This is a genomic window from Pseudoduganella sp. OTU4001 (assembly GCF_038440195.1).
GTDB lineage: Bacteria > Pseudomonadota > Gammaproteobacteria > Burkholderiales > Burkholderiaceae_D > Rugamonas.
The window spans coordinates 26,780-41,908 of the sequence record NZ_JASATG010000028.1 but is presented as its reverse complement, the minus strand read 5'-3'; the positions used below and the strand labels follow the sequence as shown (position 1 = coordinate 41,908).

Here is a 15,129-nt window from a genome sequence, read left to right as displayed (position 1 = left end):
AGAGCCGCCAATTTCTTGATTGGATTTATATCGCCGCTGCCAATAGCATAATCAGCACAATTTTGTATCCAGGATTCACATGGCATATCAGTGGAGGACGGACATTGGCGACATGGCGCGTGCGCTGACGGCGCATTGCGACACCCTGGGCGAGGGCGTGCACTGGTGCGCCGACAGCCAGCGCCTGTGGTGGACCGATATCGAAGGGGAAGCCCTGTATAGCTGCACCAGCAACGGCGGGCAGCTGCGGCGCTGGGACATGCCGGAGCGCGTCGCCTCGCTGGCGCCCACCTCGCGCCCCGGCGTCATCTTGTTGGGCATGGCCGGCCGCCTGGCCCTGCTGCACATGGCCGATGGCGCCATCGACACCGTGCACCAGCTGGAGCTGCCCGCGGGCGTACGCATTAACGATGGCCGCTGCGACCGCCAGGGCCGCTTCGTCTTCGGCACAATGAACGAGGCGCCGGGCCATGCGCCGCTGGGCCGCTTCTATCGTTTGAATGGCGACCTGGCGCTGGAGGTGCTGGACCTGCCGCCGGTCGGCATCGCCAACAGCATCTGCTTCTCGCCCGAAGGCGACACCATGTATTTCTGCGATTCGCGCGACGCCCGCATCCTGTGCTGCGACTACCCCTCGCTGGCCAGAATCCGCGTGTTCGCCACCCTCGCCATCGGGGTGCCGGACGGTTCCTGCGTCGATGCCGGCGGCCACCTGTGGAATGCGCAATGGGGCGGCTGGCAGGTAGCGCGCTACACCCCGCGCGGCGAACTGGAACGCACCTTGCCGCTGCCGGTGGCGCAGCCCAGCTGCGTGGCGCTGGGCGGGGCGGGGCTGGACGAATTGTTCGTCACCAGCGCGCGCCAGTCGCTGTCGGCTTCGCAGCTGGCCTTGCAGCCGCGCGCCGGCGCGCTGTTCCGCGTGTCCGTGATGGAGGCGCGCGGCCTGGCCGAAAGCAGGTTCCAGTTCCATGCTCACTAGACTGCTGCGGCTCGAGAGCGGCCCCCTGCGCGCCGAGCTGGCCCCGGCCATCGGCGGCTCGCTGGCGCGCTTCTATAGTGAGCTGGGACGCGGGCGGCGCTGGCACTGGCTGCGGCCCGCCACCGACGGCGCGTTGCGCGCACGCGACGCACGCGCCATGGCCAGCTTCCCCTTGCTGCCGTTCTGTAACCGCCTGCGCAATGGCCGCGCCACCTACGCCGGCCGCCATATCGCGCTTGAACCGCACCACAGCACGGCGCCGCACGCCCTGCATGGCCTGGGCTGGCAGTTGCCCTGGCAAGGCGAGATGCTCGGCGCCGCGCACGCCCGCCTGACCCTGCGCCACGGCGGCGAGGACAGGGCGGGCGCGGGCTGGCCCTGGCCCTTCGAGGCGGTGCAGGACATCCGCCTGTATGGCAGCGGCCTGCAGCTCGAGCTCTCCATCCGCAACCTGGGCGACGCGCCGATGCCGGCCGGCCTGGGCCACCATCCCTACCTGCCGCGCCGCCGCGGCACGCGCCTGACCGCCAGCCTGGCCGGCCAGTGGCAGACCGACGCCGAATGCCTGCCGACGGCGCTCGAGCGGCCCGCCCTGTTGCAGCAGCTGGCGCAGGGCCGCCCGGTGCAGGGACTGCGCCTGGATAACAATTTCTGCGGCTGGCAGGGTATCGCGCGCGTGGACTGGCCGGCCAGCAGCCGCCATCCGCAGTCGGCCCTGACATTGAGCGCCGGCGCGCCGCTGACCTTGCTGGCCTTGTATACGCCGCCGCAGGCCCGCTGGTTCTGCGTGGAGCCGGTCAGCAACTGCACCGACTGGCTGAATTTGCAGGGTTTTGCGCCGGCGGCGACCGGCGGAACGGGCCTGGCGCCGGGCGCCACCCTGCACAGCGTGCTCCGCCTGGAAACTTTCATGAAGTAAGGCGTACGCCACTGTTTAGCTGAGTCGGTTAAACTTGCGACCTTTCGCAATTTTGGCGGCAGCAGTAATGAAGTTTGGCGTTATCAATATTCTAAAAGCCGGCGCGGCACAGTTGATTGTTTTGCACCATCTGGCGTTCTACGGCCCCATGGCCGACCATCTGCGCCACATCCTGCCCGAGCTGGTCGACTGGCTGGCCGGCAGCGCACGCATTGCGGTCCAGGTTTTCCTGGTGGTGGGCGGCTTCCTGGCCGCCAAATCGCTGGCGCCCAACGCCCAGCCGGGCAGCGCCGATCCCCTGGGCGCGATCTGGCGCCGCTATATCAAGCTGGCGCCGCCGTTCCTGGCCGCCACCCTGGTGGCGGCCCTCGCCACCGCCCTGGCCAGCCGCTGGATGACGCACGACTCGCTGTCCGACCCGGCCACCCTGGGCCAGCTGGCGGCGCATGCCTTGCTGCTGCACAGCGTGCTGGGCTACCCCTCGCTGTCGGCCGGCGCCTGGTACGTCGCCATCGACTTCCAGCTGTACGCGCTGGCGGTGGCGATGCTGTGGCTGGCCGGCCGCCGCGCCTGGATGGTGCCGGGCCTGGTGGCGCTGGGCTGCGCGCTCTCGCTGCTGCATTTCAACCTGGACCCGGACTGGGATAACTGGGCGCCGTACTTCTTCGGCAGCTACGGCCTGGGCATGGCCGCCTGGTGGGCCGGCGATCCGCGCCGCAAGGCCGGCAGCATGCTGCTGCTGATGGCGGTGTGCATGCTGGCGCTGGTGGCGCTGGCCATCGACTTCCGCAGCCGCCTGGCGCTGGCGCTGGTGGTGGCCTGCGTGCTGGTGCTGTTCGGGCGCATGCGCACCGGAGGCGAGGGCCGCGCCTGGGCCTCGGTCAATTGGCTGGCGCAGATTTCCTATGCGGTTTTCCTGATCCACTTCCCGGTCTGCCTGCTGGTGAACGCCGCGTTCACCCGCTTCGTGCCGGCCGATCCGGCGCTGCAGGGCCTTGGCGTGCTGACCGCCTGGGCTGCCAGCCTGGCGGCGGGCGCGCTCTTTTATCGCCTGGTGGAAGTCCCGCTGGGCCGCCTGTTCCAGGCGCCTGCCGCCGCACCGGCCGGCGCCGTGGCGCGCGGCGCCTAAGCCAGGGCCGGCAAAATCGCGTCGAGGCGCTCGACCGCGAAGGTGGGACGGGCTTCGGAGTTATTGGCCAGGCGGCCTGGATTGAACCAGCAGCTATCGATGCCGAACTGGTTGGCGCCGAGGATGTCGGCATCCAGCCGGTCGCCGATGATGATGGTGGCGTCGCGGGTAAAGGCGCGCGCCATATTGGTGGCGTAGGTGAAGAAGCGGCCGTCCGGCTTGGCGTAGCCGCACGCCTCGGAAGTGGCTGTAAACGATATGTAATCGCCCAGGCCCGAGCTGGCGATGCGGCGTTGCTGGATAGCCGCCACGCCATTGGTGATGATGCCCACTTCGCCCACGGCCGCCAGCGCCGCGCACACGCGCTGCGCGCCATCGACCAGGACGACGGTTTCGGACAGCGACTCCAGGTAGCGGTGGCTGGCGGCGGCCGGGTCGAGCTCCAGCCCGTTGGCGGCAAAGGTCTGGCGGAAGCGCTCCACCTTGAGGAATTCCTTGGCCACCGTGCCCGCCTCGAAGGCGCGCCACAATGCCATATTGATCGCCTGGTACTGCTGGAACAGTCCGTCCAGCCCCGCCCCATAGCCTAGCCCGCGCAGGGTGCGTTCGAACGACAGCTTTTCCGAAGCGCGGAAATCAAGCAGGGTATCGTCCAGGTCGAACAGGAACAGCCGGTGCTTCATCGCGCTTCCAGCGCGGCGATACGGGCTTGCAGCGCGCGGTTCTCGGCCAGCAGGCCCGCGTGGCGGTTTTGCTCCTCGTCGAACTTGTCCACCGCGCGCTGCACCATGGCCAGGAACTCCCTGGCGTCGAAGGGCTTGACGATGAACTTATAGACTTCGGCCTTGTTGATGGCATCCACCACCGCGTCCACGTCGATATAGCCGGTCACGATGATGCGCACCGCGTTCGGCAGCAGCGGCTGCAGCTGCTCGAACAGCTCCACCCCCGTCATGCGCGGCATGCGGTGGTCGCTGACGATGCAGGCCACCTCCTGCGCGTCGTCCATAGTCTGCAGCATGGTCAGCGCTTCCTGGCCATCGTTCGCTTCCAGCACCCGGAAGTGCGGGCGCAGGATGGCCGCCATTACCGACAGGTTGGCGCTTTTGTCATCGACAATCATTACTGTGTGACGAGTACTGGTTGCCGACTCCTGGGCCTCGATCTGGCTAAGCTTTTGCGAGCTGAACATGGGTGAAAATTGAATTATTAATAAACTATAATACGCCGGAAACCATTATAGAGAAACCCCGGCATCAATTGACCCACGAACCCGCCAGGTACGCCAAGCTGTCGCGGCCACGCGTGTATCACGCCATGGCCCGTCCGCGCCTGTTCGCCCAGATTGACAAGGGCCGCAAGGAGCACGCCGTGGTCTGGATCGCGTCGCCGCCGGGGGCGGGCAAGACCACGCTGGCGGCCAGCTACCTGGGCGCCTCGGACGCGCCGGCGATCTGGTGCCAGGTCGACCAGGGCGACAGCGATCCCTCGACCCTGTTCTTCTTCCTGTCCGAAGCGGTGCGCGACGCCGGCCATGTGCCGCCGGCCCTGCCGCCGGAAGTGCAGGGCGATGGCGCCCGCAGCCAGCGCATGTTCTTCCGCAACCTGTATGCCCGCCTGCCGGCCGGCGCGGTGCTGGTGCTGGACAACCTGCATGAATTCGACTGGGACAATTCCGGCCAGTTGCTGGAGTATGCCTTTGCCGAAGTGCCGTTCGGCCTCACCATCCTGGCCCTGAGCCGCGATGCGCCGCCAGCGCGCCTGGCGCGCATGGAAATGGATGGCCGCCTGCGCGTGATCGGCTGGAATGAGTTGCGCCTGGACGAGGCGGAAGCGCGCGAACTGTCCCAGCTCGGTGGCGAGGAAGGCCCGGTCGACCAGCAATGGCTGGACCGTATCGATGGCTGGGCCGCCGGCGTGGTCATGCTGCGCACCTTGCGCCAGGGCCCGGACCAGGCGGCCGCGCCGGCGCTGGCTGGCGGCACCGCGCTGTTCCGCTATTTTGCGGGCGAGATCCTGGAGCGCATGCCCAAGGCCGAACAGCGCATGCTGCTGCACTTGTCCTGCCTGCAAAGCATCTCCGCCGAAGACGCCCAGCATCTGACCGGCGACGCCGATGCCGCGCGCCTGCTCGAACAGCTTTACCACAAGCGCCTGTTTGTCGAACGCCGTGGCGCATCGCAAACCTACCAGTTCCACAACCTGTTCCAGGAATTCCTGCAGCACGAAGCGCGGCAGCGCCTGGCCGCCGGCGAGCGCCAGGCATTCCTGGAGCGCGCCGCCGGGCTGCTGGACCAGCAAGGCCGCAGCGAGGCGGCGGCCCAGCTCTATCAGGACGCCGGCCGCTTCGACGCGCTGGCCGCCTTGCTGCTGCGGCACGCCGAGCTCATGCTGGCCACCGGCCGCGGCCAGGCCTGGCGCGAGTGGATGAGCTGCCTGCCGCCCGACATCGCGGAAGCCGAACCGGCCCTGGGCTACTGGCATGGCGTCTCGCTCAGCCCCATCGCGCCGCTGCTGGCGCGCAAGGTGCTGGTGCGCGCGGCCGAAGGCTTTGCCCACACCAGCGACGTGGCCGGGCGCCTGCTGACGATTGCCGCCATCATCGACAGCTACGATTTCGAGTGGGCCGACTACCGCGCGCTGCCAGGCTGGATCGACCTGATGACGGAAGCGCTGCAAACCCTGGACCTGGCGGCACTCGACCCGCTGACCGACCTGAAAGTCCATTCGCGCCTGGTACTCGGCCTGCTGTTCGTGGCGCCGCAGTCGCCGCACCTGGCGCCGGCGGCGCAGCGCGCCTTGCAGCTGCTGTCCCAGGTGGAAAATCCGGTGGAGCAGCTGACGGTGGGCGCGATCCTGCTGCGCTATTTCGACAGCGTAGACAATGCCAATACCGCCAACTGGCTGCTGGCCTCCGTCAACAAGGTGGCCGACGACGCCGCGCTCAGTCCCTTCCACCGGGTCTGGTGGTATGGGCGGGTGGCGCGCTGGCTGAACAAGAACGGCCATTACGGCGAAGCGCAGGCCATGGCCGCCAGCATCCAGCGCATTGCCGGCAGTTTCGACCTGGACCCCCTGCTGTACCAGTTCCTGGATGCGCACTACCTGCTCGGCACCGGCGACATGGAAGCGGCCGGTGCGCTGCTTGGCCAGCTGCGCCGCAACGTGGTGCCGACCCGCATCCGCGACCAGGTGGAATTGAACACCCTGGACGCCCACTGGCGCTCGCAGTCCGGCGACACGGCGGGCGCCCTGGCCTGCGCGCTGGAAGCCATCGCCGACAGCGCCGCCGCCGGCTTGCCGGCCGCCGAACGCTATGGGATGGAAGCCTTTGCCGCCGTGTGCTGCGCCTTGCAGGGCAATTTCGCCGACGCCGAGCACTGGTGCAACCAGGCCGACAGCCACGCCTTTGGCCGCGACAGCGTGCTGGCGCGCGAAACGCGTTATTTCATCACCGCCCACGTGGCCGCCATGCAAGGCCTGGCCGAACTCGAAGTGCAGCAGCTGCGCGAAGCGCTGGCCTCGCACCGGCGCCGCCAAAGCACGGCGCTGTTCCCGATGCAGCCGCAATTCGCGGCCGCCATTGCCGCCCAATCCCTGGCGCACGGCATGGAAGTCGAACATATGCGCGGCATCATCGTGCGCCAGCGCCTGCAGCCGCCCGACCGCTTCACCCCCAACTGGCCATGGCCGATGGCGGTGTACACGCTGGGCAGGCTGGAACTGGCGCGCGATGGCCAGGTCGTGACCGCGACCGGCAAGGCCCAGCAACGCCCGCTGCTGCTGCTGAAAGCTTTGCTGGCGGCGGGCGAGGGCGGCAAGGCGCAGCAGGCGCTGGCCGCGCAGCTATGGCCGGATGCCGACGATGCCAAGTCGGCCCTGAACGTGACCGTGCACCGCCTGCGCAAGATGCTGGAGATTGATGAAGCGGTGGTGGTCGGTTCCGGCCAGGTTAGCCTGCCGGACAGCGTGGTGTGGTCCGATGTCGGCGCCTTGTCCGCGCTGTGCGACAGCATCGACAGCCTGGCGCCGGAAGCGTCGGCGGCCAGTACGCACCGCCTGGCGGCCGAACTGCTGCAGCTGTACCGCGGCCCGTTCTGCGAAGGCGACGATGAGAGCTGGCTGCTGGCGGCGCGCGAGCGCTGGCGCAACCGCTTCCTGGCGGCGGCCGCTGAACTGGGACAGCGCCTGGAAAAGCTGGGCGCCTGGAGCCAGGCCCACACCCTGTACCAGCGCGCGCTGGAGGCCGAGCCTTTGGCGGAGAGCAGCTTCCGCGGCATCATGCGCTGCACGCATGCGCTGGGCGACCCGAATGCCGCCTTCAGCGCCTACCGGCGCTGCCGCGACATGCTATCCATTGTGCTGGGACGCCAGCCCTCCGCCGATACCGAGCAGCTAGCCGTCGACCTGGGCCTGAAGTGAGGTGCAGGGCAGCTCGATGGTGAACGTGCTGCCCACGCCTTCGACCGACAGCACGCGGATGCTGCCCTGGTGGCGCTTGATGATGCCGAAGGAGATCGACAAGCCCAGCCCCGTGCCTTCGCCCTCCGCCTTGGTGGTGAAGAAGGGTTCGAAGATGCGCTTGGCCACGGCTTCCGACATGCCGCAGCCGTCGTCGCGGAATTCCAGCACCAGCCGCTCGCGCTCCATCCGGCTGCTGATCTGCAGGTGGCCCAGCGCCTTGTCCTGACGCTCGCGCTGTTTGCGCTCGATCGCCTGGCAGGCGTTCACGGTCAGGTTCATGAACACCTGGTTCAACTGGGCCGGCCAGCAATCGAGCACCGGATTGGCGTCCAGCTGGCAGGTGATCTGTGCGCTGCCGGCGTACTGTGTGCGCACCAGGTTGATGGTGGAGTTCAGGCTGTCGCCAATCGCCACATGCTTCTTGTCCGCCTCGCCCAGGCGCGAGAAGGTGCGCAGGTCGCGCACCAGGTCGCGGATGCGCGAAGTGCCTTCGATAATCGTCGCCAGCTGCCCGTGCAGCTCGCCGAAGCGCTCATTCAGGGTGGCCAGCACGCGCGGGTCGGCATCGTCGCCGGCGATTTCGAGCAGGAAGCGGTGGAACTGTTCCAGCTTGGCGTCCATGGTCTGGGCGCCGGCGTGGGCGAAATTGGTGGGGTTGTTGATTTCGTGGGCGACGCCGGCGGTCAGGGTGCCGATCGACGCCATTTTCTCCTGCAGGATCAGCTGCTGCTGGGTGGCTTTCAGCTCCGCCATCGCCTCGTGCAGGGTGTCGTTGATGCTGACCCAGAAGCGCTCGCGCCGCTGGAATTGCTGGATCTGGTGGCGCAGGCGCCATTCCGATTCCGGCTGCGGCTCGGCCCAGCCCAGGGTTTCGCGGTTGTCGCCGGACACGAAGCGGATGTCGAAATGGCGGCGGTCCTCGCGCATCGCCACGTCGAAGTAGAGCAGGTCGTTGCAGGCATTCAGCCCGCCGTTCAGGATGCCCAGCTCCATATCGCGTTCGAAGATGGTGCTGGAGCGGACCGTCGCGATACCGCCCGCCTGGTCGATGTCCAGCAGCTCGAAGTTGCCGATCTCGCTTGGTTCGCCGCGCACCAGCGAGCGGTAGCCTTGCGATCCGGCCTGGAAGCGGATGAATTCAAGGGCCGTGGGCGCGATCTGCATGCCGGGGCCGAAGGCGTACCAGGCTTGCGTCATTTCTTCGCCAAGGCGTTCCAGCACCGCCGCCGGATTGCTATAGCGGCTGCTATGTTCGAGCAGCGCACGCAGCTCGGACACGTCGTACCATTGCTCGGTATCCCAGGTCATACCAGCGGCCATCCTGTCCTGTAACAAGAAGTGGATGCTTTTCCCGGCGGCCCAGAAGGCCACCAGCATGGCTCCATTGACTTCAATCATCGATTACCTCAACTGAAAGATCGCGCCAACCCAGCCCTGCCAAAAACGCAGGGCTGGTGCGGGAGGCGACCGGTCAGAAGATGAAATCGTTCAGCGCAACGGTCGCCGCATAGCCGTTCATGTCAAAGAGCATGTCGGAGCCGTCAGTATAGTTACCGTCGCCGTTCACGTCGACCAGAATGAAGCCGTCGTCGCTGCCGTACTTGGCCCACAACAGCGAGCGGTTCACGCCGCCGTCGCTGAACACGCCCACGCCGTCCTTGAGCGTGGACTGCAGGATGTGGGTGGTGTTCGACGCCAGGCTGATGGTGGCGACGCCGGCCAGGTTGGCGCCCTTGGCCAGGTGCAGGCCGGTCAGGTCGATCTTGTCGACGCCGGTCTGGAAGTCGAAGATCGTGTCCTGCGCGCGGATTTCAGCGTTGCCGTTCTTGGCGAAAGTGATGAAGGAGTCGCTGGCCTTGGCGAAGGTGACCACGTCCTTCACCTTCTCGTAGCGGTACAGCAGCAGCGAGTCGGCGCCGCCATTGCCCTGGAAGTTCACGCCGGTTTCGGTGGCCTGGTAGTAGTCCACATTCTGGCTGCCCAGGTAGTTCAGGGCCTGCTTATTGGTGCCGACCACGCCATCGAACCAGATCTCGCCGGTGGAGCCGGATGCGTCGAAGGTGGTCATGGTGTTGGAGTAGACCAGGTGCAGGTCCAGCGTGGCATTGCCGGTGACCGCCACCGTCTTGGCGCCTTCGGCCTTCAGGTACGTCATGGCGTTGACGTATTCATCGGCGGCGCGGGTGCCTTCCACCTTGCTGACCGAGGAATTGATGGTGACGGTTTCGATGCCGTTGGCTTCCACGGTGTTCATCTGCACCACGCCGTTGGCGCGGCCATCGATGCCGGCGTCGAGGGCGGTCATGCTGATGGTCAGCTTGTCGCTGGCGCCGGAGGCGTCCTTGAGCGAGAACTTGATGTTCTGGCCCACCACAAAGTGTTCGGCCGGCTTGCCGGTCAGGTCCAGGTTGACTTCCTTGGCATTCAACTCGATGGTCGAATTGGCGCGGCCGTTGGTGAATTCCACGTCGCCGCGCAGGCGTGCGTGGCTGTGCAGGGTGGTCACGTCGCCGACGCGGTCCAGGTCGTACAGGCCTTTGCCGCTGGAGAAATCCAGGGTCTCAAAGCCGCTGTAGACCGGGGCGCCGTTAGCGCTGGTGCCCAGCAGGGCGGCATCGTTGATGATGATCAGGTCCTTGCCCGCGCCGCCATCGACCTTGGCACCGTTTTGCGCCAGGACCGAAAAGTCGTAGCGGTCGTTGCCCGCGCCAAGCTGGATGCTGGCGGTGCCGGCCAGTTGGCCGCTCAGGGTGACGTCGTCGGCGCCGGAGCCGCCTTTCATCACCAGGCCAGGGATGCTGGCGACTTTCCAGGTGTTGGCGCCGGAGGCGAGGGAGGCGTCGATGGTGGACAGCGACGCAATCCCGCTCAGGTCAGAGTTGAAGAAACCGCCGCCTTTCACGGTCAGGGTTTCCAGCTTGTCGGCAGCGGCCAAGGCGGTCGTGGTCAGGCGGAACGTCGTGCTGTTGTCAATGTTGACGATGCTTGCCTGGGCTGCGGCCAGGTTGATGTCCGAAAATTTGCCGATGACTTCGGCGTTGACCGCGATATTGACCTTGGCTGCGGTGGCATCGGTAATGGTCGCAGCATTGTCGACTCCGATCAAGCTCAGCGACAGTTCATGGCCCGCCGTGCTGTTGATGATGGTAGCGGCCTGGTTAGTATTGGCCAGGCCGACCGACACCAGGTCCTTGCCTTCCAGCGTCGCGGCAGCGGTATTGCCCTTGAGCGAAACGGCGCGGGCACCGTCACCCAGCTTCAGGTTTACGCCACCGCTGGTGCTTGCAATGGTGACTTGCTCCAGTCCTTTGAAGCCGGACATGTCATAGGCACTGGCGCCGCCCACCGCGCCGTTGGTGCTGATATTGATCTTCTGGATGTTCTGGACTTTCGCCTGTGCCGGCAGTCCATTCATGAATGCGGCACCGGCATCGGTAATGGCCAGGGTGTTCACACCGCCGCCGCCATTCAGGCTGTCGCCCGCCGAGAAAGTGGCGCCGGTGGCGTTAAAAGTGTCATTGCCGCCGCCGCCGGTGAAGGCCACGCCGGTGTCGGCGTTGGCCGTCAGGGTAAAGGTGATCGGCGCCTTGCTGGCGGCTACGAATTCGGCCGTCGACGTATCAATCTTGGCCAGGGCCGTGGCCAGGGACTCGTTGGAGGTGATGCTCGAGGTCAGTTGCTTTGCGAAAGCCAGTGCTTCGTTGCCGTTATACGCGGCCCCTTCCGGGTGGCTGTCCAACGCTGCCGTGAAGGCGGTGGCGTACTTCACCTTGTTGTCATAGGCCACCAGGTCGTCACCCTGGGCACCGCTGGCGATTGCCGTCACCACGCTGTCCAGGGTCACTTGTTTGGAGTCCAGCATGCTCGACCAGAAGTCGAGGCCGCCTTTTTCGCCATCGCGGCCGAACAGGTTGCGGTAGACGGTGTTCACCACGGCGCGGTTGCTCATGCCACCGTAGGCGGCCGCATATTCGGGCGACTTGGCGAATTCGGCGGAAATCAGCGAGGTATCGCCCTTGAATTGTTCGACAATGCCCGTCCAGAAAGCCAGGCCAGAAGGATCGCCAGGGCGGTTGTAGTACGCGACGTACAGTTGTTGCACTTCTTTGATGTAGTTTGGCATTTCCAGCTCCATGATCGTTGACGTTTTGCTCGACGGGGACTTGTCTGGCCTGTCGAAGTTCAAAATTCTGTCATAGGAAAATGGTCGAAAATTTACTTATTCCCGATCTGTAATCGATCCGTAGTCGGGCCGTAAACCTGGCGTAAATGGCTTGTAATGGGAAAATTACAGCGCTTCTCGATTGCTACGGTTGGGTTCATAATGCCGTGAAAAAAGGAGGCAATATGTGGATCCGGATCCTGGCCTTGGCCCTTGCCGTAAGCTGTTTGGCTGTACCCACGAGTGCAACGCCCGCGCAGCAAACGGTGCCGGAGGTCCTGGTCGGCATGGGGCTGCCCAAGCCGCCCTACATCATGGAATCCGGCAGCGCCGGCCTCGATTACGACATCGCGAAGGCTGCCCTGGCGGTCGGCGGCTACAAGATGGTCGCCATGATGCTGCCCCAGTCGCGCGCCCTGGCCATGCTGCGCACAGGGCAGGTGGATGGCATGCTGTCCATCACCGAAGGGATCGGCGGCCAGGACTACTTCACCGACAATTACATCACCTACCAGAACGTCGCCATTTCCCTCACCCGCCGCAATCTGAAGCTGGAGCAGATCGAGGAACTGGCCAACTACTCCGTGGCCGCCTTCCAGAATGCCAGCATGGTGCTGGGCGACCGCTTCGGCTTTATCGCCACCGGCCACTCGAACTACCAGGAACTGCACTCGCAGATTGCGCAAAACAAGCTGCTGTTTACCGGACGCGTTGACGTGGTGGTGGGCGACCGCTTCATCTTTCGCTACTTCAACGACAAGCTCGGCCCGCAGTTCGATGCCACGCAGCCCGTGACCTACCACCGGATCTTCCCCGAAAGCCCACGGCGTGCCGTCTTCCGCGACTCGCGCGTGCGCGACGCCTTCAACAACGGCCTCAAGGCCATCCGTGCCAACGGCACTTACGCTGCACTGGTCAAGCAATACCTCGGCGCCCAGCCGTGATTTCGATCAAGCCTGCCTGTCGGAAATATTTACAGTCCAAATTCTTTAACTAGTTAAAGTCAGTTAAATCAAAAACTTATCAAGTTGGCACGATCTCTGCTTAGGTGGCTCCATCTATTAACTCTACAGGAGCGACCTATGCTGACTCTGCGTAAATTCCTCATCTCGATGCTTGCACTCGCCTCAATGGCACTTACCACGCAAGCACATGCTGGCCTGATCGGGTACGCGGACGTTGTGTTGGATTATTTCGATAGCGGTGCAGGCCCGATGGCCGGCCCTTACGGTGGCACTTACCCGACCGGGCCAGGCTTTCCGATTGCTGTTTCCACCAGCGTCGTCCTGGGCAACGAGCCCGGAACGACTGGCTTCCCTGACTTCCTGTCGCTCCCAACCGGCTCCTATGTCACCGTGGGCTTCACTGATGAAACCGTGATTGACGGCGTCGGCGACGACATCTTCATCCAGGAAGTAGGGGCCAACGGTGAGCGCGCCAACGTCTATGTCAGCGCAGACGCTGTCAATTTCATCTTCCTCGGCGTCGCCGCGGATGATGTAACGACGGCATTCGACCTCGCCTCAATCGGCTTCACCGACGCAGTGCGCGCGATCAAGATCGTTGGTCTCGACGCCTTCGGTGGCTCCCCGGGCTTCGACGTGATGAATGTGCAGGTCCTGCCGGGAAGTATCGGGCCAGCGCCTGTACCTGCGCCAGGTACCCTGGCATTGGCAGTGATCGGCCTGGCGGGACTGGCTGCAGCGCGCCGCAATAAGAAGCAGGCTCAGTAAAGCGTCGTCCTCTGGCGCTCCGGCAACTCGCGGTCATATTGCTCGTCATCGATTTCGGCATGGCTGAAATCGGCCAGCATGGTGCCGGGGGAGGGGATGCCGGCGCGCGCCGCATCCGGAACGCCTTGCCATAAGCGCGAGCGATGAATCGCTCGCGCGCATTGGAAGAACGCCGTCTCCACGCGGATCACCAGCACGCACTTGGGGGCTTTGCCATCGACCTCAAAACGGCGCAGCAGATCTGGCGCCACGCTAATGCGCGCCGTGCCGTTGACGCGCAGTGTTTCGCCCACTCCCGGAATCAGGAACAGCAAAGCCATGCGCGGATCTGCGATCAGGTTGCGCAAGCTGTCCACGCGGTTGTTGCCGCGCCGCTCAGGCAGCAGTAAAGTCCTCTCATCCTCCACCACGACAAAGCCCGCAGCATCGCCGCGCGGCGAGACATCCAGCCCACCCGGCCCCACAGTCGCCAACACCGCAAACGGCGACGCCTCGATCATGGCGCGGTAATGTGGATGGATGAAGGATTGCTCTTTCTGGATCGAAGCCTGTCCCACTTCACCAAACAGCGTCTCAAGCTGCTCCAGTGTGTCGACAAGGCCAGGCACGGAATCTGAATTCACTGTTTACGCCCCTTGATGAGAGGCTGGAATTTTAGCGTGGATGGCGCAAACTTTGCGCTTCGGCGCTGTGTTCTTGCCAAGGAGCCGAAAATGAGAGACCTAATCAATATAGCGGTGCCGTTTCAAACCTTCAACGACCTGATCGATTTCTGTGAAGGCAGGCGTACGACGTGTACCACGCCGCAGTTGAGGGCGACTTCATTTGCTATGACAGTGAGGTGGTTTCGCCGGCACAGTTGGTGAACCGGCTAGCGGGTTGTACGCGCAATGCCTGGAAACACATCTGGCTGCGCTTGCCTGGCGAAGCGCGCTGGCAGTTGGCAGAGTCTATGCGCGCCTGACCGAGGCATTTCCGCCTAACTTGGCAGGCCGTGCGCGGCTTGATTCAGCACGCAGTCACACTTTTGCGCGCCGGCATCGATAGCGCCCGGTGGAAAGGCTCTTCGAGCGTCGGGTCCGGACAAGTGCGCCCGCAAGAAGGCCCATCGCAAGCAAGGCCAGTACGCCTGGTTCTGGTACTTCGTTTGCTTCGCCGAGTACCGGGTTTGTCGCGCTGCGGATTTCGTAGCCAATATCGGGAATGCCGTATTGGTAGCCGTTCAGCACAAACGTGGGGAAGGTATTCGTGCCGCAGCTATTGCAATAGCGCATATCCAGGTAATTGATGATACCGCTGGGCAGCCAGGCAGCGCTGGGCTGGGTGTACCAGTAATCTCCCATGTAGGCGGAGTGGTACTCGATCAGGTACTGGCCGCCATTGGACAACGCCACGGCGGAAATGCTGTTCCACATCCAGCCATTGCCTGCGCTGTAGGAAGTTTGTGCCAGCACGGTCTGGGTGTTGAAGTCCCACAAGGTCACGGTGCGGCCATAGTTGATGCCGCCCTTGGGTGTGTTAAGACCCAATTCGGTGATCCACACGTCATCGGCCGCGACTGAAAAGCGCCAGCCGCGCGCCGCGTTGGCCACGCCGCCAATGCTGAATGTACCGTTCGGATCTCCGTCACCCAACGCGTGAATCGGCGTTGCCTGGGCCGACCCTATTGACAAGGCGGCAAGCATGGTTGCAGTGGACATCTTCATGATAACTCTCCGCAAGATCGCTTGCATTGAGTTAAGC

At 64.6% G+C, this 15,129-nt stretch carries 12 protein-coding genes; 6 read left to right on the top strand and 6 right to left on the bottom strand.

Annotation, left to right across the window (positions count from 1 at the left end; genetic code table 11):
* Positions 1-79: 79 nt before the first annotated feature.
* The 3 genes from AAHE99_RS20780 (at position 80) to AAHE99_RS20770 (ending at position 3,027) form a co-directional block, all read left to right on the top strand.
* The gene (locus tag AAHE99_RS20780; RefSeq protein ID WP_342119268.1) at positions 80-979 is read left to right on the top strand and encodes an SMP-30/gluconolactonase/LRE family protein; all 900 of its coding nucleotides are present in this window, start codon (positions 80-82) and stop codon (positions 977-979) included.
* Positions 969-1,898: an aldose 1-epimerase gene (locus AAHE99_RS20775; protein ID WP_342119267.1), complete on the top strand. Its 930-nt coding sequence runs from the start codon at positions 969-971 to the stop codon at positions 1,896-1,898. Before AAHE99_RS20780 ends, AAHE99_RS20775 begins: the two co-directional genes overlap by 11 nt.
* A 67-nt stretch (positions 1,899-1,965) precedes the next feature.
* Entirely contained in the window at positions 1,966-3,027 is a 1,062-nt protein-coding gene (locus AAHE99_RS20770; RefSeq protein WP_342119266.1) for an acyltransferase family protein, read from the top strand.
* On the opposite strand, the gene AAHE99_RS20765 is transcribed toward AAHE99_RS20770, so the two are convergent.
* Positions 3,024-3,710, bottom strand: a complete 687-nt coding sequence (locus AAHE99_RS20765) for a YjjG family noncanonical pyrimidine nucleotidase (protein ID WP_342119265.1) — start codon at positions 3,708-3,710, stop codon at positions 3,024-3,026. The genes AAHE99_RS20770 and AAHE99_RS20765 overlap by 4 nt on opposite strands.
* The gene (locus AAHE99_RS20760; protein ID WP_342119264.1) at positions 3,707-4,150 is read right to left on the bottom strand and encodes a response regulator; all 444 of its coding nucleotides are present in this window, start codon (positions 4,148-4,150) and stop codon (positions 3,707-3,709) included. The genes AAHE99_RS20765 and AAHE99_RS20760 overlap by 4 nt, the downstream gene beginning before the upstream one ends.
* Before the next feature lie 137 nt (positions 4,151-4,287).
* Between AAHE99_RS20760 and AAHE99_RS20755 the strand changes: the two genes are divergently transcribed.
* On the top strand, positions 4,288-7,449 hold the full coding sequence (locus tag AAHE99_RS20755) for a BTAD domain-containing putative transcriptional regulator (protein ID WP_342119263.1): 3,162 nt from the start codon (positions 4,288-4,290) through the stop codon (positions 7,447-7,449).
* Here the strand turns inward: AAHE99_RS20755 and AAHE99_RS20750 are convergent.
* Positions 7,423-8,889, bottom strand: a complete 1,467-nt coding sequence (locus AAHE99_RS20750; protein WP_342119262.1) for a sensor histidine kinase — start codon at positions 8,887-8,889, stop codon at positions 7,423-7,425. The genes AAHE99_RS20755 and AAHE99_RS20750 overlap by 27 nt on opposite strands.
* 73 nt (positions 8,890-8,962) lie before the next feature.
* Complete coding sequence (locus tag AAHE99_RS20745) at positions 8,963-11,614, bottom strand: DUF4214 domain-containing protein (protein WP_342119261.1); 2,652 nt, start codon at positions 11,612-11,614, stop codon at positions 8,963-8,965.
* A 305-nt stretch (positions 11,615-11,919) separates the two neighbouring features.
* Between AAHE99_RS20745 and AAHE99_RS20740 the strand changes: the two genes are divergently transcribed.
* A complete protein-coding gene (locus AAHE99_RS20740) occupies positions 11,920-12,597 on the top strand; it encodes a substrate-binding periplasmic protein (protein WP_342119260.1) in 678 nt (225 codons plus the stop codon).
* 138 nt (positions 12,598-12,735) lie between these two features.
* Positions 12,736-13,386: a PEP-CTERM sorting domain-containing protein gene (locus AAHE99_RS20735; RefSeq protein WP_342119259.1), complete on the top strand. Its 651-nt coding sequence runs from the start codon at positions 12,736-12,738 to the stop codon at positions 13,384-13,386.
* Here the strand turns inward: AAHE99_RS20735 and AAHE99_RS20730 are convergent.
* Positions 13,380-14,009, bottom strand: coding sequence for a pyridoxamine 5'-phosphate oxidase family protein (locus AAHE99_RS20730; RefSeq protein WP_342119258.1), 630 nt, complete (start codon positions 14,007-14,009; stop codon positions 13,380-13,382). The genes AAHE99_RS20735 and AAHE99_RS20730 overlap by 7 nt on opposite strands.
* Before the next feature lie 396 nt (positions 14,010-14,405).
* Positions 14,406-15,092, bottom strand: a complete 687-nt coding sequence (locus AAHE99_RS20725; RefSeq protein WP_342119257.1) for a PEP-CTERM sorting domain-containing protein — start codon at positions 15,090-15,092, stop codon at positions 14,406-14,408.
* Positions 15,093-15,129: the final 37 nt, after the last annotated feature.